Origin of the sequence: Neisseria sp. RH3002v2g (genome assembly GCF_014596425.2) — a bacterium.
In the GTDB taxonomy this organism is placed as follows: Bacteria; Pseudomonadota; Gammaproteobacteria; order Burkholderiales; family Neisseriaceae; genus Neisseria.
Genome location: NZ_CP110721.1, coordinates 1,149,205 through 1,168,381, shown reverse-complemented (window position 1 = coordinate 1,168,381; position 19,177 = coordinate 1,149,205). Strand labels below are relative to the sequence as shown.

Genomic DNA, 19,177 nt, shown 5'->3' with positions numbered 1-19,177 from the left:
AAAACCAAATTATATTGCGTGTTTATTCGGTCAACATGGGTTTCAGTGCTTCCCAAGCCTGCGGCAGTTGGGTAAAGCCGTCCGAAGCCATCAAATGGCCGCCTTCGGGAATATGGGTAACAGGACTTTTGAGTTTGGCCGCCATGTCCAAAGTCAGTTCGGGCGGAACATGGGTGTCGTTGTCGGAAACCAGACAGTGTTTGGGCATGTCGATTTTGCGCAGGATGTCGAAATCGGGCGACGCTGCTTTAATGTAGGCATCAAGCGCAGGCAGGGGTGGCAGCGTATCGGCAAAACCGGCGGCAAGCAACAGACCGCCGATTTTTTGGGGCTGTTGGCGGCTGAGAAAGTGAAGGAGGGTAATGCAGCCGAGACTGTGGCCGACTAGGAAGGTATGGGCATCGGGCTTGCCGATGTGCTGGTCAAGGGTAAACTGCCACGCGGTCGTGCTTGGTTTGTCGGGATTGGGCATGGCGAGGGAGATTGCTTGTGCGCCGGTGCTTTTGATTTGGGCGCAAAGCCAGTCAAACCAGTTGCCGTGCGGATTGCCTTCAAAGCCATGTACGATATAAACGCGTCGGTTCATGTTTCTCCTCCTTCAGACGGCCTGAGACTTTTGTCTAAATCTCTGCCTGCAAGTGTTTATTATACCATGTTTGTTTATGTTTTATTGTTTGTCGCTGTATCAGGATTTTTGATTAAGTTTTTGTTGTTAAATGATATTTGCAAGAATAATAAAGCAAACAACACGGCAGGGGCGGAAGGCTTTGCCGTGTTGTTCGGGTTTGAAATATATAGGGGCCGTCTGAAAAAACGGTTTAGAAATAGCCTTGTTTTTTGCGCTCTTCCATTGCCGCTTCCGATACGCGGTCGTCCATGCGTGTGGCACTGCGTTCGGAAATAGTCGCGGCGGCGGTTTCAGCAATGATGTCTTCAGGTGTGGCGGCGGTGCTGGCAACCGGGCAGGTGCAGGAAATATCGCCGACGGTACGGAAGCGGACATCGCGGATTTGGGCAACTTCGCCTTCGCGTTTTGGGGTCAACGGGGTAACGGGAACGAGCAGGCCGTTGCGTTCGACAACTTCGCGCTTGTGGGTGTAATAAATCGGCGGCAGGGCGAGTTTTTCGCGTGCGATGTATTGCCAGATGTCCAATTCCGTCCAGTTGGAAATCGGGAATACGCGCATGTTTTCACCTTGGAACAGGCGCGTATTGTAGAGCGACCATAATTCAGGTCGTTGGTTTTTAGGATCCCATTGGCCGAACTCGTCGCGGAAAGAGAAGATGCGTTCTTTGGCGCGCGCTTTTTCTTCATCGCGGCGCGCGCCGCCCATCAGCGCATCAAAGCCTTGTTCTTCAATGGTTTCAACCAGTGTAACGGCTTGGGCGGCGTTGCGCGAATCGGTTTCGCGGCGCAAGACGACGCTGCCTTTGCGGATGGATTCTTCTACGCTGCCGACCACAAGTTGTACGCCGGTGCGGGCGACCGTATCGTCGCGGAACTGGATGACTTCGGGGTAGTTGTGGCCGGTATCGACGTGCAGGAGTTTGAACGGCAGTTTCAGCGGGCGGCCTTCGATTTGGAAGGCTTTGACGGCAAGCGCCAGCAAGACGACGGAGTCTTTGCCGCCGGAAAACAGCAGGGCCGGGTTTTGGGCGTTGGCAATCACTTCGCGGATGATGTAGATGGACTCGGCTTCGAGCCAGTCGAGGTGGTGGTTTTGGATGGACATTTTTTCTCTCTTTGCAATCTTGGCGATAGCCGATACTTTAGTGAGGCCGTCTGAAAAAGGGAAAGAATGGTTTGTTTGTTGCAAAGATGTTTTTGTTATATTGCCCGAGTGTGTTTTCAGACGGCCTTTGCGCTTTAACTTATTTTTAACCCGATTTCTCTGACGAAGCGCCTGTCTTCGCGTACACTTTGGTTTTTTAGAAATGAGAATGGTTTATGTATCACGGCGAGAGATTTAATGCGTACAGCCATTTGGCCGGTTTCTTATTGGCAGTGGCGGCGTTGGTGCTGATGCTGGTGAAAGCGGTGGAATCGGCGGACGGCTATCGGATTGCCGGTGCACTGACTTACGGAATCTGCCTGCTGCTCCTGTATTTGGGTTCAACCTTATACCACAGTATTCCGCAGCCGAAGGCCAAGGCGATTTTGCAAAAGGTCGATCATTGCATGATTTATCTTTTGATTGCAGGCAGTTATACGCCGTTTACGCTGATTACCCTTCACGGCGGCTGGGGTTGGTCGCTTTTCGGCGTATCGTGGGGGCTGGCTTTGCTGGGCATTGTTCAGGAGCTGACGATCGGGCGCAAAAGCGAGAAGCGGCTGCTGTCGATGGTGATTTATGTGTTAATGGGCTGGCTGATTGTGGTGGCGGTGTGGCCGCTGATAAAATCGCTTTCGGCGGGCGGATTATTTTGGCTGGTGTTGGGCGGTGTGTTGTATAGCGCGGGAATTTATTGGTTTATCAACGATACGAAAATCCGCCACGGCCACGGTATCTGGCACTTGTTTGTCTTGGCAGGCAGTTTGACGCAATTTATCAGCATTTATTTTTATGTGTTGTAGATTCAGACGGCCTGAAATAAAAAACCTCTCAGTTTGACTGAGAGGTTTTTGTTTGTCGTTAATCAGGGTTTTTGTCGTGGAATTCGTGGAATTCATAGTTGTAGGTCAGCTCTTTGCCGGCTTTGGTTTGTGCCAGATAATCGTCGTAAACCGCACGGATTTCCTTACGCAGCAGGAAGAGGGCGATTAAGTTCGGCAAGACCATAAAGCCGTTGAACATATCGGACATGCTCCAAACCAAATCCACTTTGCCCAATGTACCCAATACGATGGCCACCAAAACCAGTGTGCGGTAGATGCCCAAGTGTTTGCCGCGGAACAGGAAGCGGATATTGGATTCGCCGAAGTAGTACCAGCCGATGATGGTGGTAAAGGCGAAGAAGGTCAGACAGACGGCGAGCAGTTGCGAACCGAAACCCGGAAAGGCTTTGTTAAAAGCCAGTTGGGTAACCGCCGCGCCGGTTTCGCCGGAGAGGTTGGCGTCGGTCAGCAGGATAATCAGCGCGGTTGCCGTGCAGACCATCAGCGTATCGATAAAGATACCGATAAACGCAGCCATACCTTGTTGCACAGGATGTTTGACGTTGGCGGTTGCATGAGCGTGCGGGGTCGAACCCATACCGGCTTCGTTAGAAAACAGGCCGCGTGCCACGCCGAAACGGACGGCCTCGCGCATACCGATACCGGCCGCACCGCCCAATACCGCTTCAGGATTAAAAGCGGCAACAAAAATATGGCTGAACATCGGAATGATGTGGTCGGAGAATTTGAACAAGATAATCACGGCACATAAGATGTAAATTACCGCCATAAACGGCACGACAAATTGCGCGATACCGGCAATGCGGTTGATGCCGCCGATGATAATCAGGCCGGCGAGTACGGCCACGGCAATACCGACTGCCATCGGCGGAATATTAAAAGCCAAATTCATGGCCGAAGCGATGGAGTTGGATTGGGTCGCGTTGCCGATGAAGCCCAGCGCGATAATCAAGGCGATGGAGAAAAAGCCGGACAGGAAACGCGCCGCGCCCCGGCCGATTTTCGGGGTCAGGCCGTGCGTGATGTAAAACGCAGGACCGCCGATGTATTTGCCGTGGCTGACCACGCGGTATTTTTGCGCCAAAACGGCTTCTGCAAAAATGGTAGACATGCCCAAAATGGCAGACAACCACATCCAAAAAATGGCACCCGGGCCGCCGGCGGTAATCGCAGTGGCCACACCGGCAACGTTACCGGTACCTATTTGCGCGGAAATCGCCACGGCAAGCGCTTGGAATTGAGACAGGGATTTGCCTTCGTGGTCTTTGTCTTTTTTACTGAACAAGCCGCCGAAAACGGATTTGAAACCCGTTCCTAATTTGGTAATTTGCGGTGCGCCCAAGTACAGGGTAAAAAACAGGCCGATGCCGATTAAGGCATAAATCAGCAGGTAGTCCCAAAGAACCAGATTGACTGCACCCACCAGAGCAGACAATATTTCTTCCATAATATAACCTTTAAGAAAAACAAATAAAAAGAAAATGATACGGGCAACTACTCCCGTTCATTTTCGCGGTTGGCAACAAGGGCGAGCAGGCCGTTTTGCCGTTTAATACCGGTTAAGTTGTTAACAATCCTGACCGATTTTGTCATCATACCGTAAACCTTCGTGAATTAAAACGGAAAACTGACAAAGGTTTGCCGTAAATATGCATCTTTAAAAAAGATTCTTTGTTTTTCAGACGGCCTGTTTTTGCAAATATTCGGGCCGTCTGAATATTTTGGGTAAAGGCAACTTATGATAAAATGCACGCCTTACAAATAAAGCACATCCCGCCTCAGCGCGTGAAAAAACGAAAGGAATCAATATGGCAGGTCATAGTAAGTGGGCAAATATCCAACACAAAAAAGCCCGACAAGATGCCAAACGCGGCAAAATCTTCACCCGTCTGATTAAAGAAATTACCGTTGCTGCCCGCATGGGCGGCGGCGACCCCGGCGCAAACCCACGCCTGCGCCTGGCTTTGGAAAAAGCCGCCGAAAACAATATGCCTAAAGACAACGTGCAACGTGCCATCGATAAAGGTACGGGCAATCTGGAAGGCGTGGAATACATCGAGTTGCGTTACGAAGGCTATGGCATCGGCGGCGCGGCTTTGATGGTAGACTGTCTGACCGACAACAAAACCCGTACCGTTGCCGACGTGCGCCATGCGTTCACTAAAAACGGCGGTAACTTGGGTACAGACGGTTGCGTAGCGTTCAACTTCGTGCATCAAGGCTATTTGGTGTTTGAACCGGGCGTTGACGAAGATGCGCTGATGGAAGCGGCTTTGGAAGCCGGTGCGGAAGACGTCATCACCAATGACGACGGTTCCATCGAAGTGATTACCGCGCCAAACGACTGGGCAGGCGTGAAAGCGGCTTTGGAAGCGGCAGGTTACAAATCTGTTGACGGCGACGTTACCATGCGCGCCCAAAACGAAACCGAGTTGAGTGGCGAAGATGCGGTTAAAATGCAAAAACTGATTGACGCATTGGAAGATTTGGACGACGTACAAGACGTTTACACTTCTGCCGTGTTGAATTTGGACTAATAGTTTAAAGAACAAAAGGCCGTCTGAAATTTCAGACGGCCTTTTTATATCGAAACCAATTAGATTTTTCTGGTTTTCAACCAAGCCCAAAGCAGCAGCAATACCACGAAGCTGAAATACAAAATACTCCACACCGGCAGGGCGACGCCGAATAGATAGTCCGGCTCGGCGCAGTTGCCAAAGCCGCGGACGATGGGTTCAAACCAATCGAACAAAGGCCAGTCGCGTAGGCGGAAGGTCCAAGGTGCGCCGCAAGAAGGGGCGGTGCCGGGCGGCAGGCTTTGCAACCAAATTTGATAGGCGGCGACACCGGCGCCGTAGACGGCCGGAGCGGCAATCAACAATGCCGAGAGCGAACGGGCAAATTTGGAAGATTGCGAGCTGAACGCCGTAACAATGGCCAACAGTCCGACAGCCAATACGCACAAGCGTTGCAGGATACATAATACGCACGGGTTCATGCCCAAAACGTATTGGGAAATAAAGGAGCCGCAGGCGGCAAATATGGAGAGGACGACTAAAAATAAAACAGTCTTGCGGAAAAAGTTCATCACATAAAACCTTTCAGACGGCCTAGACGCAAAACAGCCGATAAATAATGTTTACTTTAACACAAAACGCATATGCTTTTTTTGGGTTTGACGGTTTTTTGCGTATGTTTGTTGATGTTGCATAACCATATACATAGAAACAAAATGTGTCGTACAGAAAAGGCCGTCTGAAATGTTCAGACGGCCTTTAGGGGAGAGACGTTTTATTTTTTCCCGTGAGATTTTTTGACGTCTGCTTCAGTAATCGTACCGCCGCCATTATTAAAGGAGTTCATGATGTAAGTGGCAACGGCGGCGACATCGGCATCATTGATGGCGGTAGAAGGCATGAAGCCGTTGTAGGGTTTGCCGTTCACTTTAATCGGGCCGTTGATGCCCTTGGTCATGCTTTGCAACAGAACTTGCGGTTTTTTATTGATATAGTCGGACTGGAACAGTGGCGGGAACATGGCACCCCGGCCTTCGCCCTTTTTGCCGTGGCAGGCGGCGCAGTTGGTTTCGTAAATCTTTTGTCCTTTGCTCATCAGCGTGGCATCAGCGGCAAAAGTGGTTGGGATGCTGAGTGCGGTCAGGAGGAGCAGGATAGGGCGGAGTGCAGTCATGATGTGTTCCTTTTTGAGTCGTGTTTTTGATGGCTACACGCTTGGTTTGCGTTTGAATAACTTGATGATAACGCTAAAGGCCATCTGAAAGTGGATTTTTCAGACGGCCTTTGGTTTAGGTCAAATCCAGCCTTGCAGATTGGCCCGGCTTAATTGGGCAAGTGCGGCAATCCAGTCGGCGGAATCGTTGAGGCAGGGGATGTAACGGTATTCTTTGCCGCCGGCGGCGTGGAATTGTTCGCGTCCCATAATGGCGATTTCTTCCATGGTTTCGAGGCAGTCGGCCATGAAACCGGGGCAGAAGACGTCGAGTTTGGTCGTGCCTTGTTTTGGCAGCTGATCAAACAAGGCTTGCGTGCTGGGCTTGACCCATTGGGATTTGCCAAACTGGCTTTGGAAAGAAACGATGTATTCTTGTTCGGACAAGCCCAATGCCTGCGCCAACAGTTTGGCAGTATGGTGGCACTCGTCAGGATAGGGGTCGCCGTCGTCGTGATGCTTTTGCGGAATGCCGTGGAAACTCAACATCAGTTTTTCGCCGCGTCCGTTTTGGGCCCAATAGGCTTCAATGTGCTGCTTCATGGCTTGGATATAAGCAACATCGTCGTAATAACGGGAAACGGTGCGGACACTCATTTGGTTACGTTGCAGCAATAATTCTTGGAACACTTTGTCCAAGGCCGCGCCGGTAGAAGAGCCGGCATATTGCGGATAAAGCGGGATGACCAGCAATTTGCCCACGCCTTGGGCTTTGAGTTCCGCCAAAACGTCGGCAACGCTCGGGTTGCCGTAAGTCATGGCATGACGGACGATGACATCGGGCAAATGTTTGGCCAGGGCTTCTGCTTGGCGGTGTGTGTAAACCTCAAGCGGCGAACCTTCTTTAAACCAAACTTTTTCATAGGCATGCGCGCTTTTTTTCGGGCGAAAAGTTAATACCAAGCCGCGCAATATCGGTTGCCATAAGAGCTTGGGTAGTTCGACAACGCGTTGATCGGACAGAAATTCTTTCAAGTAAGGCTTGACTGCGGCAGCAGTGGGCGCGTCAGGCGTGCCGAGGTTGAGCAGCAGAACGGCAGTGCGGTTTTGTGCGGTGTAGGCTAGGGCCGGTTCGGTATGGAAACGGGACATGATTGTACTTTATTAATGATGAATATTGAGGCCGTCTGAAAAGCAGTTTGAATCAAAACCTGGTTTCAGACGGCCTTTAAAAGGATTAATCCACACCGCGGGCGCGGTTTTCATGGAATTGCGCCTGCCAATCGGCAAATTTGCCTTGTTCGATGGCTTCGCGCATTTCTGCCATGATGACTTGGTAGAAGTGCAGATTGTGGATGGTGTTGAGCTGTGCGCCCAAGATTTCGCCGACTCGGTGTAGATGGTGCAGGTAGGAGCGGCTGAAATTCTGACAGGCGTAGCAGGTGCAGCTTTCATCAATCGGACGCTTGTCGAGTTTGTGTTTGGCGTTTTTGATTTTCAAATCGCCAAAACGGGTAAACAGCCAGCCGTTACGCGCATTGCGGGTGGGCATAACGCAGTCGAACATATCCACACCGTGTGCCACGCCGTACACCAAGTCTTCAGGCGTGCCGACGCCCATCAAATAATGTGGCTTGTGTTCCGGCAGGATAGGGCCAACAGCGCGCAACATACGGTACATTTCAGGCTTGGGTTCACCAACGGACAAGCCGCCGATGGCCAAGCCGGGGAAGTCGAGTTCTTCCAAACCTTTCAGCGATTCTTCGCGCAAATCTTCATACATCGCGCCTTGTACAATGCCAAACAACGCATTCGGGTTTTTCAGGTCTTCAAAAGCCTTTTTGCTGCGTTCCGCCCAGCGCAGGCTCATTTGCAGCGATTTTTGCGCTTGGCTGTGTGTTGCTTCGCCAGGAGTGCACTCGTCCAACTGCATCACGATGTCGGAATTCAACACAGTTTGGATTTTCATCGACACTTCGGGCGAGAGGAACAGTTTGTCGCCGTTGATCGGGCTTTGGAATGTACAGCCTTCTTCGGTCAGCTTGCGCATATCGGACAACGAAAATACTTGAAAACCGCCCGAGTCGGTCAAAATCGGCTTGTCCCAACCGATAAATTCGTGCAGGCCGCCGAATTGTTCGATGACTTCCAAGCCTGGGCGCAGCCACAGATGGTAAGTGTTGCCTAAGATGATTTGTGCTTTGATGTCATGCAGGTTTTGCGGGTTCATCGCTTTGACCGAACCGTAAGTGCCGACCGGCATAAATACCGGCGTTTCGATTTTGCCGTGGTTCAGTTCCAAAGTACCGCGTCGGGCATGACCGTCTTTTTTGTGTAAGGTAAATTTGAGCATAATAATAAGAGATTGGACGTTCGCGTGTGTGCGAAATGAAAGGGCAGATTATAAAGGATTTTTCGTTGGTTGACGGCTGGATTTTATCTTTGTCAAAACAATGCTTCAGACGGCCTGAATAATAGAAGAAATAAAAAATGAGGCATAAATCAAACAAAAATATCCAGGCCGTCTGAAAAGTATTTACAGATGCTTGCAAAAGGGAACACGCTTCGTTACAATAAGCGACTTAGATGAAGGCACATAGCTCAGTTGGTTAGAGCACCACCTTGACATGGTGGGGGTCGTTGGTTCGAGTCCAATTGTGCCTACCAAATTTCCATAACGGCTTTATGCCGTTATTTTTTAATGTTTTGGAGCTTTCTGATGTTGAACATTACCTTGCCGGACGGTTCGGTCCGCCAATATGAATCACCCGTTACCGTGGCGCAAATTGCAGCGTCTATCGGTGCAGGTTTGGCAAAGGCAACGGTAGCGGGCAAGGTTAACGGTAAATTGGTGGATGCTTGCGATCCGATTACCGAAGATGCCCACGTTCAAATTATTACGCCTAAAGACAAAGAAGGCGTGGAAATTATCCGCCACTCCTGCGCGCACTTGGTCGGTCATGCGGTCAAGCAGCTCTACCCTGATGCCAAAATGGTTATCGGCCCGGTGATTGAAGACGGGTTCTATTACGATATTGCAACTGAAAAACCATTTACGCCTGATGATGTAGCCGCCATCGAAGCGCGCATGAAAGAATTGATTGCACAAGACTATGACGTTGTTAAAGTGATGACGCCCCGTGCAGAAACCATCAAAATTTTCCAAGATCGCGGCGAAGAGTACAAATTGCGTCTGATTGAAGACATGCCTGAAGTGGAAGCAATGGGTATGTATCATCATCAAGAGTACGTCGATATGTGCCGCGGTCCTCACGTTCCCAATACCCGTTTCTTGAAAAACTTCAAGCTGACCAAACTGGCAGGCGCATACTGGCGCGGCGACAGCAACAATGAAATGTTGCAACGTATTTACGGTACAGCCTGGGCAAGTAAAGACGAATTAAAAGCCTATATCCAACGCATCGAGGAAGCGGAAAAACGCGATCATCGTAAGCTGGGTAAACAATTGGATTTGTTCCACCTGCAAGATGAAGCGCCGGGCATGGTGTTCTGGCATCCTAAAGGCTGGGCTTTGTGGCAAGTGATTGAGCAGCATATGCGCAAAGAGCTGAATGCTGCCGGTTATAAAGAGGTGAAAACGCCTCAGATTATGGATAAAACCTTCTGGGAAAAATCCGGCCACTGGGAAAACTATAAAGACAATATGTTTGTGACCAGTTCAGAAAAACGCGAATACGCGGTTAAACCGATGAACTGTCCGGGTCATGTGCAAATTTTCAATAACGGCTTGCGTTCATATCGCGATTTGCCAATGCGTTTGGCTGAGTTCGGTTCTTGCCACCGCAATGAACCAAGCGGTGCGTTGCATGGTTTGATGCGTGTTCGCGGTTTTGTGCAGGATGATGCGCATATCTTCTGTACTGAAGATCAAATCGTTGATGAAGCACGTGCATTCAATGAATTGCTGGTTCGCATTTACAAACAATTCGGCTTCCATGATGTTGCTGTGAAGTTGTCCCTCCGCCCTGAGCAACGTGCAGGTTCTGACGAAGTCTGGGATAAAGCCGAACAAGGCCTGCGTGATGCGTTGACCGCTTGCGGCGTAGAGTGGGAAGAATTGCCTGGCGAAGGCGCATTCTATGGTCCTAAGATTGAGTACCATGTCAAAGATGCCTTGGGTCGTTCTTGGCAGTGTGGTACCTTGCAGTTGGACTTCGTATTGCCGGAGCGTTTGAATGCCGAATATGTAACTGAAAACAACGACCGTGCGCGTCCTGTAATGTTGCACCGTGCAATTTTGGGTTCATTGGAGCGCTTCATCGGTATTCTGATTGAAAACCATGCAGGCTCATTCCCATTGTGGCTTGCGCCGGTTCAAATGGTGATTATGAATATCACCGAGAACCAAGCAGATTATTGTCGAGAAGTGGCTGCCAAGTTGCAGGCGGCAGGCTTCCGTGTCGAATTGGATTTGCGTAACGAAAAAATCGGTTACAAAATCCGCGACAACAGCCAATACCGTTTCCCTTATCAAATCGTTGTCGGCGATAAAGAGAAACAAGAAAACAAAGTTGCGGTACGCCGCAAAGCAGAAGACTTGGGTTCTTTGAATGTCGATGATTTCATTGCACAATTGCAGCAAGAAATCACTGACGCCCTCGTCAATCATTAATTTTTATAGGAGTATTCATCATCGCTCAAGAACGCGAAGCACGAATCAATGGTGAAATTACCGCCAAAGAAGTGCGATTAATCAGTGAGTCAGGCGATCAGCTTGGTGTCGTTTCAGTTCGTGAAGCTCTGGCTATGGCCGAAGAGCAAGATGTCGATTTGGTAGAAATTTCCCCGACTGCCAAACCGCCTGTATGCAAACTGATGGATTACGGTAAATACAAATACCAACAAGCCAAGAAGCGCGACGAAGCCAAGAAAAACCAAAAGCAGGTACAAATTAAGGAAATTAAATTCCGTCCGGGTACAGATGAAGGCGACTATCAAATCAAGATGCGCAACATCAACCGCTTCCTTGCCGATGGTGACAAAGTTAAAGTAACATTGCGTTTCCGCGGTCGTGAGATGGCCCATCAACAATTGGGTGCCCAACTGCTTGAGCGCGTAAAAGAAGATTTGGCAGAAGTAGCGCAAATCGAGTCCTTCCCTAAAATGGAAGGTCGTCAAATGGTGATGATGATTGCGCCTAAGAAAAAATAAAGCTATAATCCAAGGCTTATTTCGATTGCCGCTCGAAATAAGGTTTAATTAGCGGCAAAAACCGTGGTATTTTGGGTTTCAAGCGTTTGAAATTTATTTCAAAACCCCCTTATACCTTATCTAATAACGAATGGAGTTTTCCAATGCCTAAAATGAAAACCAAGTCTAGCGCGAAAAAACGCTTTAAAGTACTGGGTAACGGTGGTGTAAAACGCGGTCATGCGTTCAAAAGTCACATCCTGACCAAAAAAACCACTAAAACTAAACGTCAATTGCGCGGCACCGCTATGGTGGATTCACGCGATTTGGCTTCTGTTGCTAAAATGTTGCCCTACGCTTAAGGAGTTTAGAATATGCCACGCGTAAAACGCGGTGTTACCGCTCGTGCTCGTCACCAAAAAGTCTTCGCGTTAGCCAAAGGCTACCGCGGTCGTCGTAAAAACGTTTACCGTGTTGCCAAACAAGCGGTAATGAAAGCCGGTCAATACGCATACCGTGACCGTCGCCAACGCAAACGTCAATTCCGTCAACTGTGGATCGTTCGTATCAACGCAGGTGCTCGTGAAAATGGTCTGTCTTACAGCAAATTCATGAACGGCCTGAAACGCGCTGCTATCGAAATCGACCGCAAAGTATTGGCTGATTTGGCTGTATTCGACAAAGCTGCATTTGCACAATTGGTTGAAAAAGCTAAAGCTGCTTTGGCTGCTTAATTCGATAAGATTATTTAAAAAGGAAGCTTATGCTTCCTTTTTTCTTTTCCAGAAGAAACTCTATGTAGTTGATTTTCTTTCTTTAAACTCTATTTTTTTATACTGATTTGCGATAAAATAGGCCCCTCTTATCAAACGGATTGGCCGCACTAATACAAAAGGCCGTCTGAACAGGTTTGAAATCAAACCCAACAGACGGCTTTGTTGTTTCAGACGGCCTGCCATCAACAAACAGACGATAAACTACTATGGAAAATGTAAACCGTATCGTTGCAGAAGGTATTGCCGCTATTGAAGCCGCGCAAGACTTCAATGCCTTAGAACAAATTAAAGCACGCTATCTTGGTAAAACCGGCGAATTGACCGGTCTTTTGAAAACTTTGGGTCAAATGTCTCCTGAAGAGCGTAAAACCATAGGCGCGCACATCAACGAATGCAAAAATCAGTTTCAGACGGCCTTTAATGCCAAACGCGATGCTCTGAATGAAGCCAAGCTGCAAGCCCAATTGGCTGCAGAAGCCTTGGATATTACTTTGCCGGGCCGTGCGCAAGAATCTGGCGGTTTGCATCCGGTTACTTTGACTTTGCAACGTGTGGTTGAGCTGTTTCATGGTATGGGTTTTGAAGTGGCGGACGGCCCTGAAATCGAAGACGATTTCCATAATTTCCAAGCCTTGAATATTCCTGCAAATCACCCAGCGCGCGCGATGCAAGATACCTTCTACGTTGAAAACGGCGACGTTTTGCGTACACACACTTCGCCTATTCAAATCCGCTATATGCTCGACAAAAAAGAGCCGCCTATCCGAATTATTGCTCCCGGCCGCGTTTACCGTGTGGACAGTGATGCCACTCACTCGCCTATGTTCCATCAAGCCGAAGGTTTGTGGGTAGAAGAGGGTGTCACTTTTGCCGACTTAAAAGCAGTGTTCACTGACTTTATCCGTCGCTTCTTTGAACGCGATGACCTGCAAGTGCGTTTCCGTCCGTCTTTCTTCCCGTTTACCGAGCCTTCTGCCGAAATCGACATCATGGGCGAAAACGGCAAATGGTTGGAAGTAGGCGGTTGCGGTATGGTACATCCTAACGTATTGAAAAACGTCAATATCGACCCTGAAAAATATACCGGTTTCGCTTTCGGTATCGGTCTCGACCGCTTTGCCATGTTGCGCTACAACGTCAATGACCTGCGCTTGTTCTTCGATAACGATTTGAACTTCTTGAAGCAGTTTAAATAAATTTCAGATGGTCTTTTGATAGGCCGTCTGAAAAAGTGAATAGATATTACTGATTTCGTCTGATAAAAATTTGTTTCAGACGGCCTGATAGTAGAGAAAATAATATGCAATTTCCTTATTCATGGCTGAAAACCCAAGCCAATTCTGATCTTTCTGCCGATAAACTGGAACATCTTTTGACCATGGCCGGTTTGGAAGTGGAAGAAATCGATACTGCCGCCCCTGCTTTCAGTGGCGTGGTTGTTGCCGAAGTAAAATCCGTTGAGAAACATCCTGATGCAGACCGTTTGAACGTTACCCAAGTTGATGTCGGTACGGGCGAGTTGGTTCAGATTGTTTGTGGTGCGCCGAATGTCAAGCCGGGCATTAAAGTGCCGTGTTCGTTGCCGGGTGCCGTTTTGCCGGGCAATTTCAAAATTAAGCCGACTAAAATGCGCGGCGTACCATCAAACGGTATGCTGTGTTCGACCAATGAATTGGGTTTGCCTGATGATGGTGTAGACGGTCTGCATATTCTGCCCGAAGATGCGCCCGTCGGTACCAATATCCGCGAATACTTGGATTTGGACGATACGCTGTTTACGCTGAAAATTACGCCTAACCGCGCTGATTGCTTGAGTGTTAAAGGTATTGCGCGTGAAGTTTCTGCGTTGACGCAATGTGCGTTTACGCCTGTCGAAATTCAGACGGCCTCTATCGGCAGTAAGAAAAAACAGGCTGTCCGTATTGACGCACCGGAAGACTGCGGCCGTTTTATCAGCCGCGTTATTGAAAATGTCAATGCGAAAGCGGCTACTCCCGATTGGATGAAACAACGTTTGGAACGCAGCGGTATCCGCAGCATTTCCGCATTAGTGGACATTGGTAACTATGTCATGCTGGAAATTGGTCAGCCGATGCATGTTTTCGATGCCGATAAGCTGTCGGGCAGTTTGATTGTCCGCCGTGCTCAAAATGGTGAGACTTTGGCGTGCCTGAATGAGAAGACGGTTACTTTGGCTGACAATACACTGGTGGTCGCTGATGAAAAAGGTGTGTTGAGCTTGGCCGGTCTGATGGGCGGCGAAGCAAGTGCGGTTTCTGATGAGACGCAAAATATTGTATTGGAAGCTGCTTGGTTTGCTCCTGAGATTATTGCCGGTAAATCCCGTCAATACGGTTTTGGTTCGGATTCTTCTTTCCGCTTTGAACGCGGTGTGGATTACCGCTTGCAAGCTGATGCCATTGAGCGTGCTACCGAATTGGTGTTGCAGATTTGCGGTGGCGCGGCCGGTGAAATGGTTGAGGCACAAGGCAAATTGCCTGAGGCAAAACAGGTCGAATTGCGTTTGGGCCGTCTGAAAACGGTATTGGGCGTTGAAATTTCTGCCGAGCAAGTCGAAATTATCTTGCAACACTTGGGTTTGCAGCCTGAGAAAACCGTAGAAGGCTTCCGTGTCACTTCTCCTAGCTTCCGTTTCGATATCGAAATCGAAGCCGATTTGATTGAAGAAATCGGCCGTGTTTACGGTTATGAAAATATCCCTGACGACTATACTTCAGGCCGTCTGAAAATGTTGGCTCTGCCTGAAACCAAACGCCCGCGTTTTGCGGTTTATAACGAAATGGCGGCTCGTGGTTACCGCGAAGTGGTCAGCTATGCGTTTGTGGATGAGCAATGGGAGCAAGACTTTGCTGCCAATACCCATCCTATCCGCCTGCAAAATCCGTTGGCGGCGCAGTATGCCGTCATGCGTTCTACGCTTATCGGCGGTTTGGTGGAAGTTTTGCAAAACAATTTGAACCGTAAGCAAAACCGTGTACGCGTATTTGAAATTGCCCGCGTGTTCCGCAAAGATTCAGCTGATCAATTTGTTCAAAACGAACGGATCGGCGGTTTGTGGTATGGCTCCGTGTTGCCCGAGCAATGGGGCGAGAAAACACGCAACGTAGATTTCTACGATATGAAAGCCGATGTTGAGAGCCTCTTGAAAAACAAAGAGGTATCCTTTGTGAAGACCGAACATCCGGCATTGCATCCTGGACGTGCCGCCAATATTGTTTCAGACGGCAAAGTAGTTGGTTTTGTTGGCGAGTTGCATCCGAAATGGCTGCAAAAATATGATTTGCCACAAGCGCCGCTGGTGTTTGAAATCGATATGGATGCGGTATTTGGTCGTGAGAAAACCCGTTATCAGACCGTATCCAAATTCCAGCCTGCACGCCGAGATTTGGCATTTGTAATGCCTGAAGCTGTAACGCATGATGATTTGTTAAATGCCCTGAAAGCGGCGGCGAACAAGCTGGTTCAAGAAATCAGCGTGTTTGACGTTTACCGCGGTACGGGCGTGCCTGAAGGCATGAAGAGCGTTGCCGTCAAAATTATTTTGCAGGATATGGAAAGTACGCTGACAGATGAAGTCATCGAGCCTTTGGTTGCGAAAATGATTAAAGCCGCGGCCGAAAAAGATGCGCAACTTCGTGCTTAAAATGAAGATAAAAGTTGTCGCCAAAAATCGCCAATCATATTTGATTTTTTGGTGAGGACTTGATTTTTAAAAGAATTTTGGTAATAATTGCACCAGTTTGAATGAAGGTAAACACATGACACTAACTAAAGCAGAATTGGCCGATATTTTGGTCGACAAAGTCAGCAACGTCACCAAAAATGATGCCAAAGAAATCGTCGAGCTCTTTTTTGAAGAAATCCGCAGCACTTTGGCGCGTGGCGAAGAAATTAAGATTTCCGGTTTCGGCAATTTCCAATTGCGCGACAAACCTCAACGCCCGGGTCGTAACCCTAAAACCGGCGAAGAAGTGCCGATTACCGCACGCCGTGTGGTAACTTTCCATGCCAGCCAAAAACTTAAAGGCATGGTGGAGCATTACTATGACAAACAACAATAACCCGGTTATTCCTGCCAAGCGTTATTTTACGTTGGATGAGATGTGCCAATTGGTGCAAATCAGTCCGGCTCAGTTTGCCCAATGGCAACATGAAAATAATGTTGTGATTGGATACGGTGGCGATCGATATACGCGCTCAGATGTCGTTAAGTTGTTGAAACTGAAAGATACGTTTGAACCGTATATCGATACGTTCAGCCGTGGCGCTTTGGATGCAAACGGCAACCCTGCCGCCAATGCGGAAGAAGTCTGTCATGGTCTGGTGCAGATTTTGTCTGATTTGGAGCGTCATCTGGGTTCTGAACAACAAAACCACCATGTCGAGCCGTAATCGATAAGGAAATTGTGATCAAAAGTGCGAAGGCATACAAAGATTTGCATGATTGATTATTGTAAAGGCTGTTTGAATTGTTTTCAGACGGCCTTTATTGTTTTATATTGCTTTCAAAATATCAGAATCTTGATTGCAAATGATTCTATGAAATAGCCGTAAATGTTATACTTAGCCTCTTGTTTGCCGATTGAGAAAAGTGGTCATTTGTTTTTGCGGTAGACTAAGTTTTTTACAATAAATGTAACGGCAGAATAGATTAGGCTGTCGGACAACATTCAAATCGATGAAATGGATAGCAGAAAATGAGCAGAATCCAACAAACTTTCTCAGCGCTCAATGGCGCAAAAGCACTGATTCCTTATATTACGGTGGGTGATCCCAACCTTGAGACGACCTTGGCATTGATGCACAGCCTAGTGGCTAACGGTGCCGATATTTTGGAACTGGGTGTGCCGTTTTCTGACCCGATGGCGGATGGTCCGACTATTCAGCGTGCGGCCGAAAGGGCGTTGGCAAATCATGTTTCTTTGCACGACGTATTGGAAACAGTACGTTTGTTTCGTCAAACCAATGATAAAACGCCGATTGTGTTAATGGGCTATTTGAACCCAGTACATAAAATGGGTTATCAAGCGTTTGCACAAGCGGCTGCCGACGCGGGCGTAGATGGCGTGTTGACTGTGGATTCCCCGGTAGAAACCATTACCCCGCTGCATGACTCGTTGAAAGCGCAAGGCATTGATTGTATTTTCCTTATTGCGCCGACAACAACTGAAGAGCGTATTCAAACGATTGCCAAAGTAGCCGGTGGCTTTGTGTATTATGTATCGCTCAAAGGTGTAACCGGTGCGGCAAGTTTGGATACTGAAGAAGTTTCGCGTAAAATAGAGCTTTTGCGCAAATATATTGATATTCCGATCGGTGTCGGCTTCGGCATTAATAATGCGGAGAGTGCGCGTAAAATTGGCGCGGTAGCGGATGCCGTTATTGTCGGCAGCCGTATCGTCAAAGAGATTGAAAGCCACGCAGGTAGCGAGGCTGAAGCGGTAGGCGTGTTGGTTAAAGAGTTGAAAGACGCGATTCGCTAAATTTTTTATTCCATTGTTTCAGACGGCCTTACATTCAACAGGCCGTCTGAATTCTGAATTCTGAATTCCAAGGAGTCATTCATGAGCTGGCTAGATAAAATTCTTCCTCCGAAAATTAAAAACCGAAGCAGTTCGTCCAGCGTCCCTGAAGGCCTGTGGCACAAATGTCCGTCTTGTTCGGCAACGGTTTATTCAACCGAGTTGAAGCAAAACAGTGAAGTCTGCCCGAAATGTAATCATCACAATCCGCTTTCTGCACGCGAACGTTTGAATCTGCTTTTGGATGAAGAAGGCCGTGAAGAGATTGCAGCCAATATTAAACCGACCGACCCGCTGAAATTCAAAGACAGTAAAAAATATCCCGACCGCCTCGCGGCTGCACGTAAAGCAACCGGCGAAGACGATGCATTGGTCGTTATGAAAGGCACCATGAACGGCCTGCCTGTCGTGGTGGCTGCGTTTGAATTCCGTTTTATCGGCGGCTCTATGGGCTCGGTTGTGGGCGAGCGTTTCGTTCAGGGTGTACGTCGTGCCGTTGCGGATAATTGTTCGTTTATTTGCGTGGCGGCTTCCGGTGGTGCACGTATGCAGGAAGGGGTCAATTCTTTGATGCAGATGACGAAGACCAGCGCGGCTTTGCATTTGTTGACTGAAAAACGTCTGCCGTTTATTTCCGTATTGACTGACCCGACCATGGGCGGCGTGTCTGCCAGTTTTGCCTTCTTGGGTGATGTGGTTTTGGCAGAACCGAATGCGCTGATCGGTTTTGCCGGTCCGCGCGTTATCGAGCAGACTGTACGCGAAACCTTGCCGGAAGGTTTTCAACGTGCAGAATTCTTGTTAGAGAAGGGTGCTATCGACCAAATCGTCGATCGCCGTTCCATGAAAAAACGTATCAGCGATTTGATTACTTTGTTGCGTCATGAGGACAAAGTAACCACTGCTTGATGGGCCTATTAAAAAAGGCCGTCTGAAAATCATATTTCAGACGGCCTTTTGTTTGACGATTAGGCAGTCAATGCGGCTTTCAAAACCTTGTTAACTTCACCCATATCGGCTTTGCCGGCCAGACGGGTTTTCAATACGCCCATGACTTTGCCCATATCGGCCATGCCTGATGCACCGGTTTCTGCAACAGCTGCTTCCACGGCAGTTTTGATTTCTTCTGCGGACATCATTTGCGGCAGGTAGCGGTTGAGGATTTCGATTTCTGCGTTTTCTTTGTCAGCCAAATCTTGACGGCTGGCTTCGGTATAAATTTTGGCGCTGTCTTTGCGCTGTTTCACCATTTTGGTCAGAATGGAGATGACTTTGGCATCATCGGCCTCAGTACGCTCGTCTACTTCAAATTGTTTGATGGCGGCATTAATCAGGCGGATGGTGCTTAAAGATACTTGGTCTTTGGCACGCATGGCGGTTTTCATGTCTTCGGTTAATTGTGTTTTTAGGCTCATAATGTT

At 48.5% G+C, this 19,177-nt stretch carries 20 protein-coding genes and 1 tRNA gene; 13 read left to right on the top strand and 8 right to left on the bottom strand.

What is annotated here, in order from left to right; genetic code table 11:
* Positions 1–22 precede the first annotated feature (22 nt).
* Both BBP27_RS05595 and cysD read right to left on the bottom strand, forming a co-directional pair.
* A complete protein-coding gene (locus BBP27_RS05595) occupies positions 23–586 on the bottom strand; it encodes an RBBP9/YdeN family alpha/beta hydrolase (RefSeq protein WP_049322739.1) in 564 nt (187 codons plus the stop codon).
* 232 nt (positions 587–818) lie between these two features.
* Complete coding sequence (cysD, locus tag BBP27_RS05590; protein ID WP_003745946.1) at positions 819–1,733, bottom strand: sulfate adenylyltransferase subunit CysD; 915 nt, start codon at positions 1,731–1,733, stop codon at positions 819–821.
* Between the two features lie 215 nt (positions 1,734–1,948).
* Here cysD and trhA point away from each other — a divergent pair, with 215 nt between their 5' ends.
* Entirely contained in the window at positions 1,949–2,575 is a 627-nt protein-coding gene (gene trhA / locus BBP27_RS05585) for a PAQR family membrane homeostasis protein TrhA (protein WP_107867698.1), read from the top strand.
* 58 nt (positions 2,576–2,633) lie between these two features.
* On the opposite strand, the gene BBP27_RS05580 is transcribed toward trhA, so the two are convergent.
* On the bottom strand, positions 2,634–4,064 hold the full coding sequence (locus BBP27_RS05580; RefSeq protein ID WP_188212366.1) for an alanine/glycine:cation symporter family protein: 1,431 nt from the start codon (positions 4,062–4,064) through the stop codon (positions 2,634–2,636).
* Positions 4,065–4,425: 361 nt separating this feature from the next.
* On the opposite strand from BBP27_RS05580, the gene BBP27_RS05575 reads away from it, so the two are divergent.
* The gene (locus tag BBP27_RS05575; protein WP_003745951.1) at positions 4,426–5,154 is read left to right on the top strand and encodes a YebC/PmpR family DNA-binding transcriptional regulator; all 729 of its coding nucleotides are present in this window, start codon (positions 4,426–4,428) and stop codon (positions 5,152–5,154) included.
* Positions 5,155–5,213: 59 nt separating this feature from the next.
* On the opposite strand, the gene BBP27_RS05570 is transcribed toward BBP27_RS05575, so the two are convergent.
* The 4 genes from BBP27_RS05570 to tgt form a co-directional block, all read right to left on the bottom strand.
* Positions 5,214–5,705, bottom strand: a complete 492-nt coding sequence (locus BBP27_RS05570; RefSeq protein WP_039864291.1) for a disulfide bond formation protein B — start codon at positions 5,703–5,705, stop codon at positions 5,214–5,216.
* A gap of 203 nt (positions 5,706–5,908) precedes the next feature.
* A complete protein-coding gene (locus tag BBP27_RS05565; RefSeq protein WP_188212367.1) occupies positions 5,909–6,307 on the bottom strand; it encodes a c-type cytochrome in 399 nt (132 codons plus the stop codon).
* Between the two features lie 120 nt (positions 6,308–6,427).
* Positions 6,428–7,438: a ferrochelatase gene (gene hemH, locus BBP27_RS05560; protein WP_188212368.1), complete on the bottom strand. Its 1,011-nt coding sequence runs from the start codon at positions 7,436–7,438 to the stop codon at positions 6,428–6,430.
* Between the two features lie 85 nt (positions 7,439–7,523).
* Positions 7,524–8,639 (bottom strand): tRNA guanosine(34) transglycosylase Tgt, encoded by a 1,116-nt coding sequence (gene tgt / locus BBP27_RS05555; RefSeq protein ID WP_003745960.1) that lies wholly within the window; start codon positions 8,637–8,639, stop codon positions 7,524–7,526.
* 237 nt (positions 8,640–8,876) lie between these two features.
* Here tgt and BBP27_RS05550 point away from each other — a divergent pair.
* From BBP27_RS05550 to accD, 11 genes are all read left to right on the top strand, one after another.
* Positions 8,877–8,953: transfer RNA gene (locus tag BBP27_RS05550), tRNA-Val, on the top strand.
* A gap of 52 nt (positions 8,954–9,005) precedes the next feature.
* Complete coding sequence (thrS, locus tag BBP27_RS05545; protein WP_003745962.1) at positions 9,006–10,919, top strand: threonine--tRNA ligase; 1,914 nt, start codon at positions 9,006–9,008, stop codon at positions 10,917–10,919.
* A gap of 17 nt (positions 10,920–10,936) precedes the next feature.
* On the top strand, positions 10,937–11,458 hold the full coding sequence (gene infC, locus BBP27_RS05540; RefSeq protein WP_079453755.1) for a translation initiation factor IF-3: 522 nt from the start codon (positions 10,937–10,939) through the stop codon (positions 11,456–11,458).
* A 143-nt stretch (positions 11,459–11,601) separates the two neighbouring features.
* Positions 11,602–11,799, top strand: coding sequence for a 50S ribosomal protein L35 (gene rpmI / locus BBP27_RS05535; RefSeq protein WP_003675505.1), 198 nt, complete (start codon positions 11,602–11,604; stop codon positions 11,797–11,799).
* A gap of 12 nt (positions 11,800–11,811) precedes the next feature.
* Positions 11,812–12,171 (top strand): 50S ribosomal protein L20, encoded by a 360-nt coding sequence (gene rplT / locus BBP27_RS05530; protein WP_003675502.1) that lies wholly within the window; start codon positions 11,812–11,814, stop codon positions 12,169–12,171.
* 248 nt (positions 12,172–12,419) lie between these two features.
* Complete coding sequence (gene pheS, locus BBP27_RS05525) at positions 12,420–13,409, top strand: phenylalanine--tRNA ligase subunit alpha (RefSeq protein WP_188212369.1); 990 nt, start codon at positions 12,420–12,422, stop codon at positions 13,407–13,409.
* 104 nt (positions 13,410–13,513) lie between these two features.
* Complete coding sequence (gene pheT, locus BBP27_RS05520) at positions 13,514–15,877, top strand: phenylalanine--tRNA ligase subunit beta (RefSeq protein WP_188212370.1); 2,364 nt, start codon at positions 13,514–13,516, stop codon at positions 15,875–15,877.
* 115 nt (positions 15,878–15,992) lie between these two features.
* Positions 15,993–16,295, top strand: a complete 303-nt coding sequence (locus tag BBP27_RS05515) for an integration host factor subunit alpha (RefSeq protein WP_003680933.1) — start codon at positions 15,993–15,995, stop codon at positions 16,293–16,295.
* Positions 16,279–16,626 carry a hypothetical protein gene (locus BBP27_RS05510; RefSeq protein WP_188212371.1) on the top strand — a complete coding sequence of 116 codons (348 nt, stop codon included), beginning with the start codon at positions 16,279–16,281 and terminating at the stop codon, positions 16,624–16,626. The genes BBP27_RS05515 and BBP27_RS05510 overlap by 17 nt, the downstream gene beginning before the upstream one ends.
* 305 nt (positions 16,627–16,931) lie before the next feature.
* Complete coding sequence (gene trpA / locus BBP27_RS05505; protein ID WP_003745973.1) at positions 16,932–17,717, top strand: tryptophan synthase subunit alpha; 786 nt, start codon at positions 16,932–16,934, stop codon at positions 17,715–17,717.
* 81 nt (positions 17,718–17,798) lie between these two features.
* Positions 17,799–18,665, top strand: coding sequence for an acetyl-CoA carboxylase, carboxyltransferase subunit beta (gene accD / locus BBP27_RS05500; protein WP_070823469.1), 867 nt, complete (start codon positions 17,799–17,801; stop codon positions 18,663–18,665).
* A gap of 59 nt (positions 18,666–18,724) precedes the next feature.
* On the opposite strand, the gene BBP27_RS05495 is transcribed toward accD, so the two are convergent.
* The gene (locus tag BBP27_RS05495; protein ID WP_188212372.1) at positions 18,725–19,171 is read right to left on the bottom strand and encodes a GatB/YqeY domain-containing protein; all 447 of its coding nucleotides are present in this window, start codon (positions 19,169–19,171) and stop codon (positions 18,725–18,727) included.
* Positions 19,172–19,177: the final 6 nt, after the last annotated feature.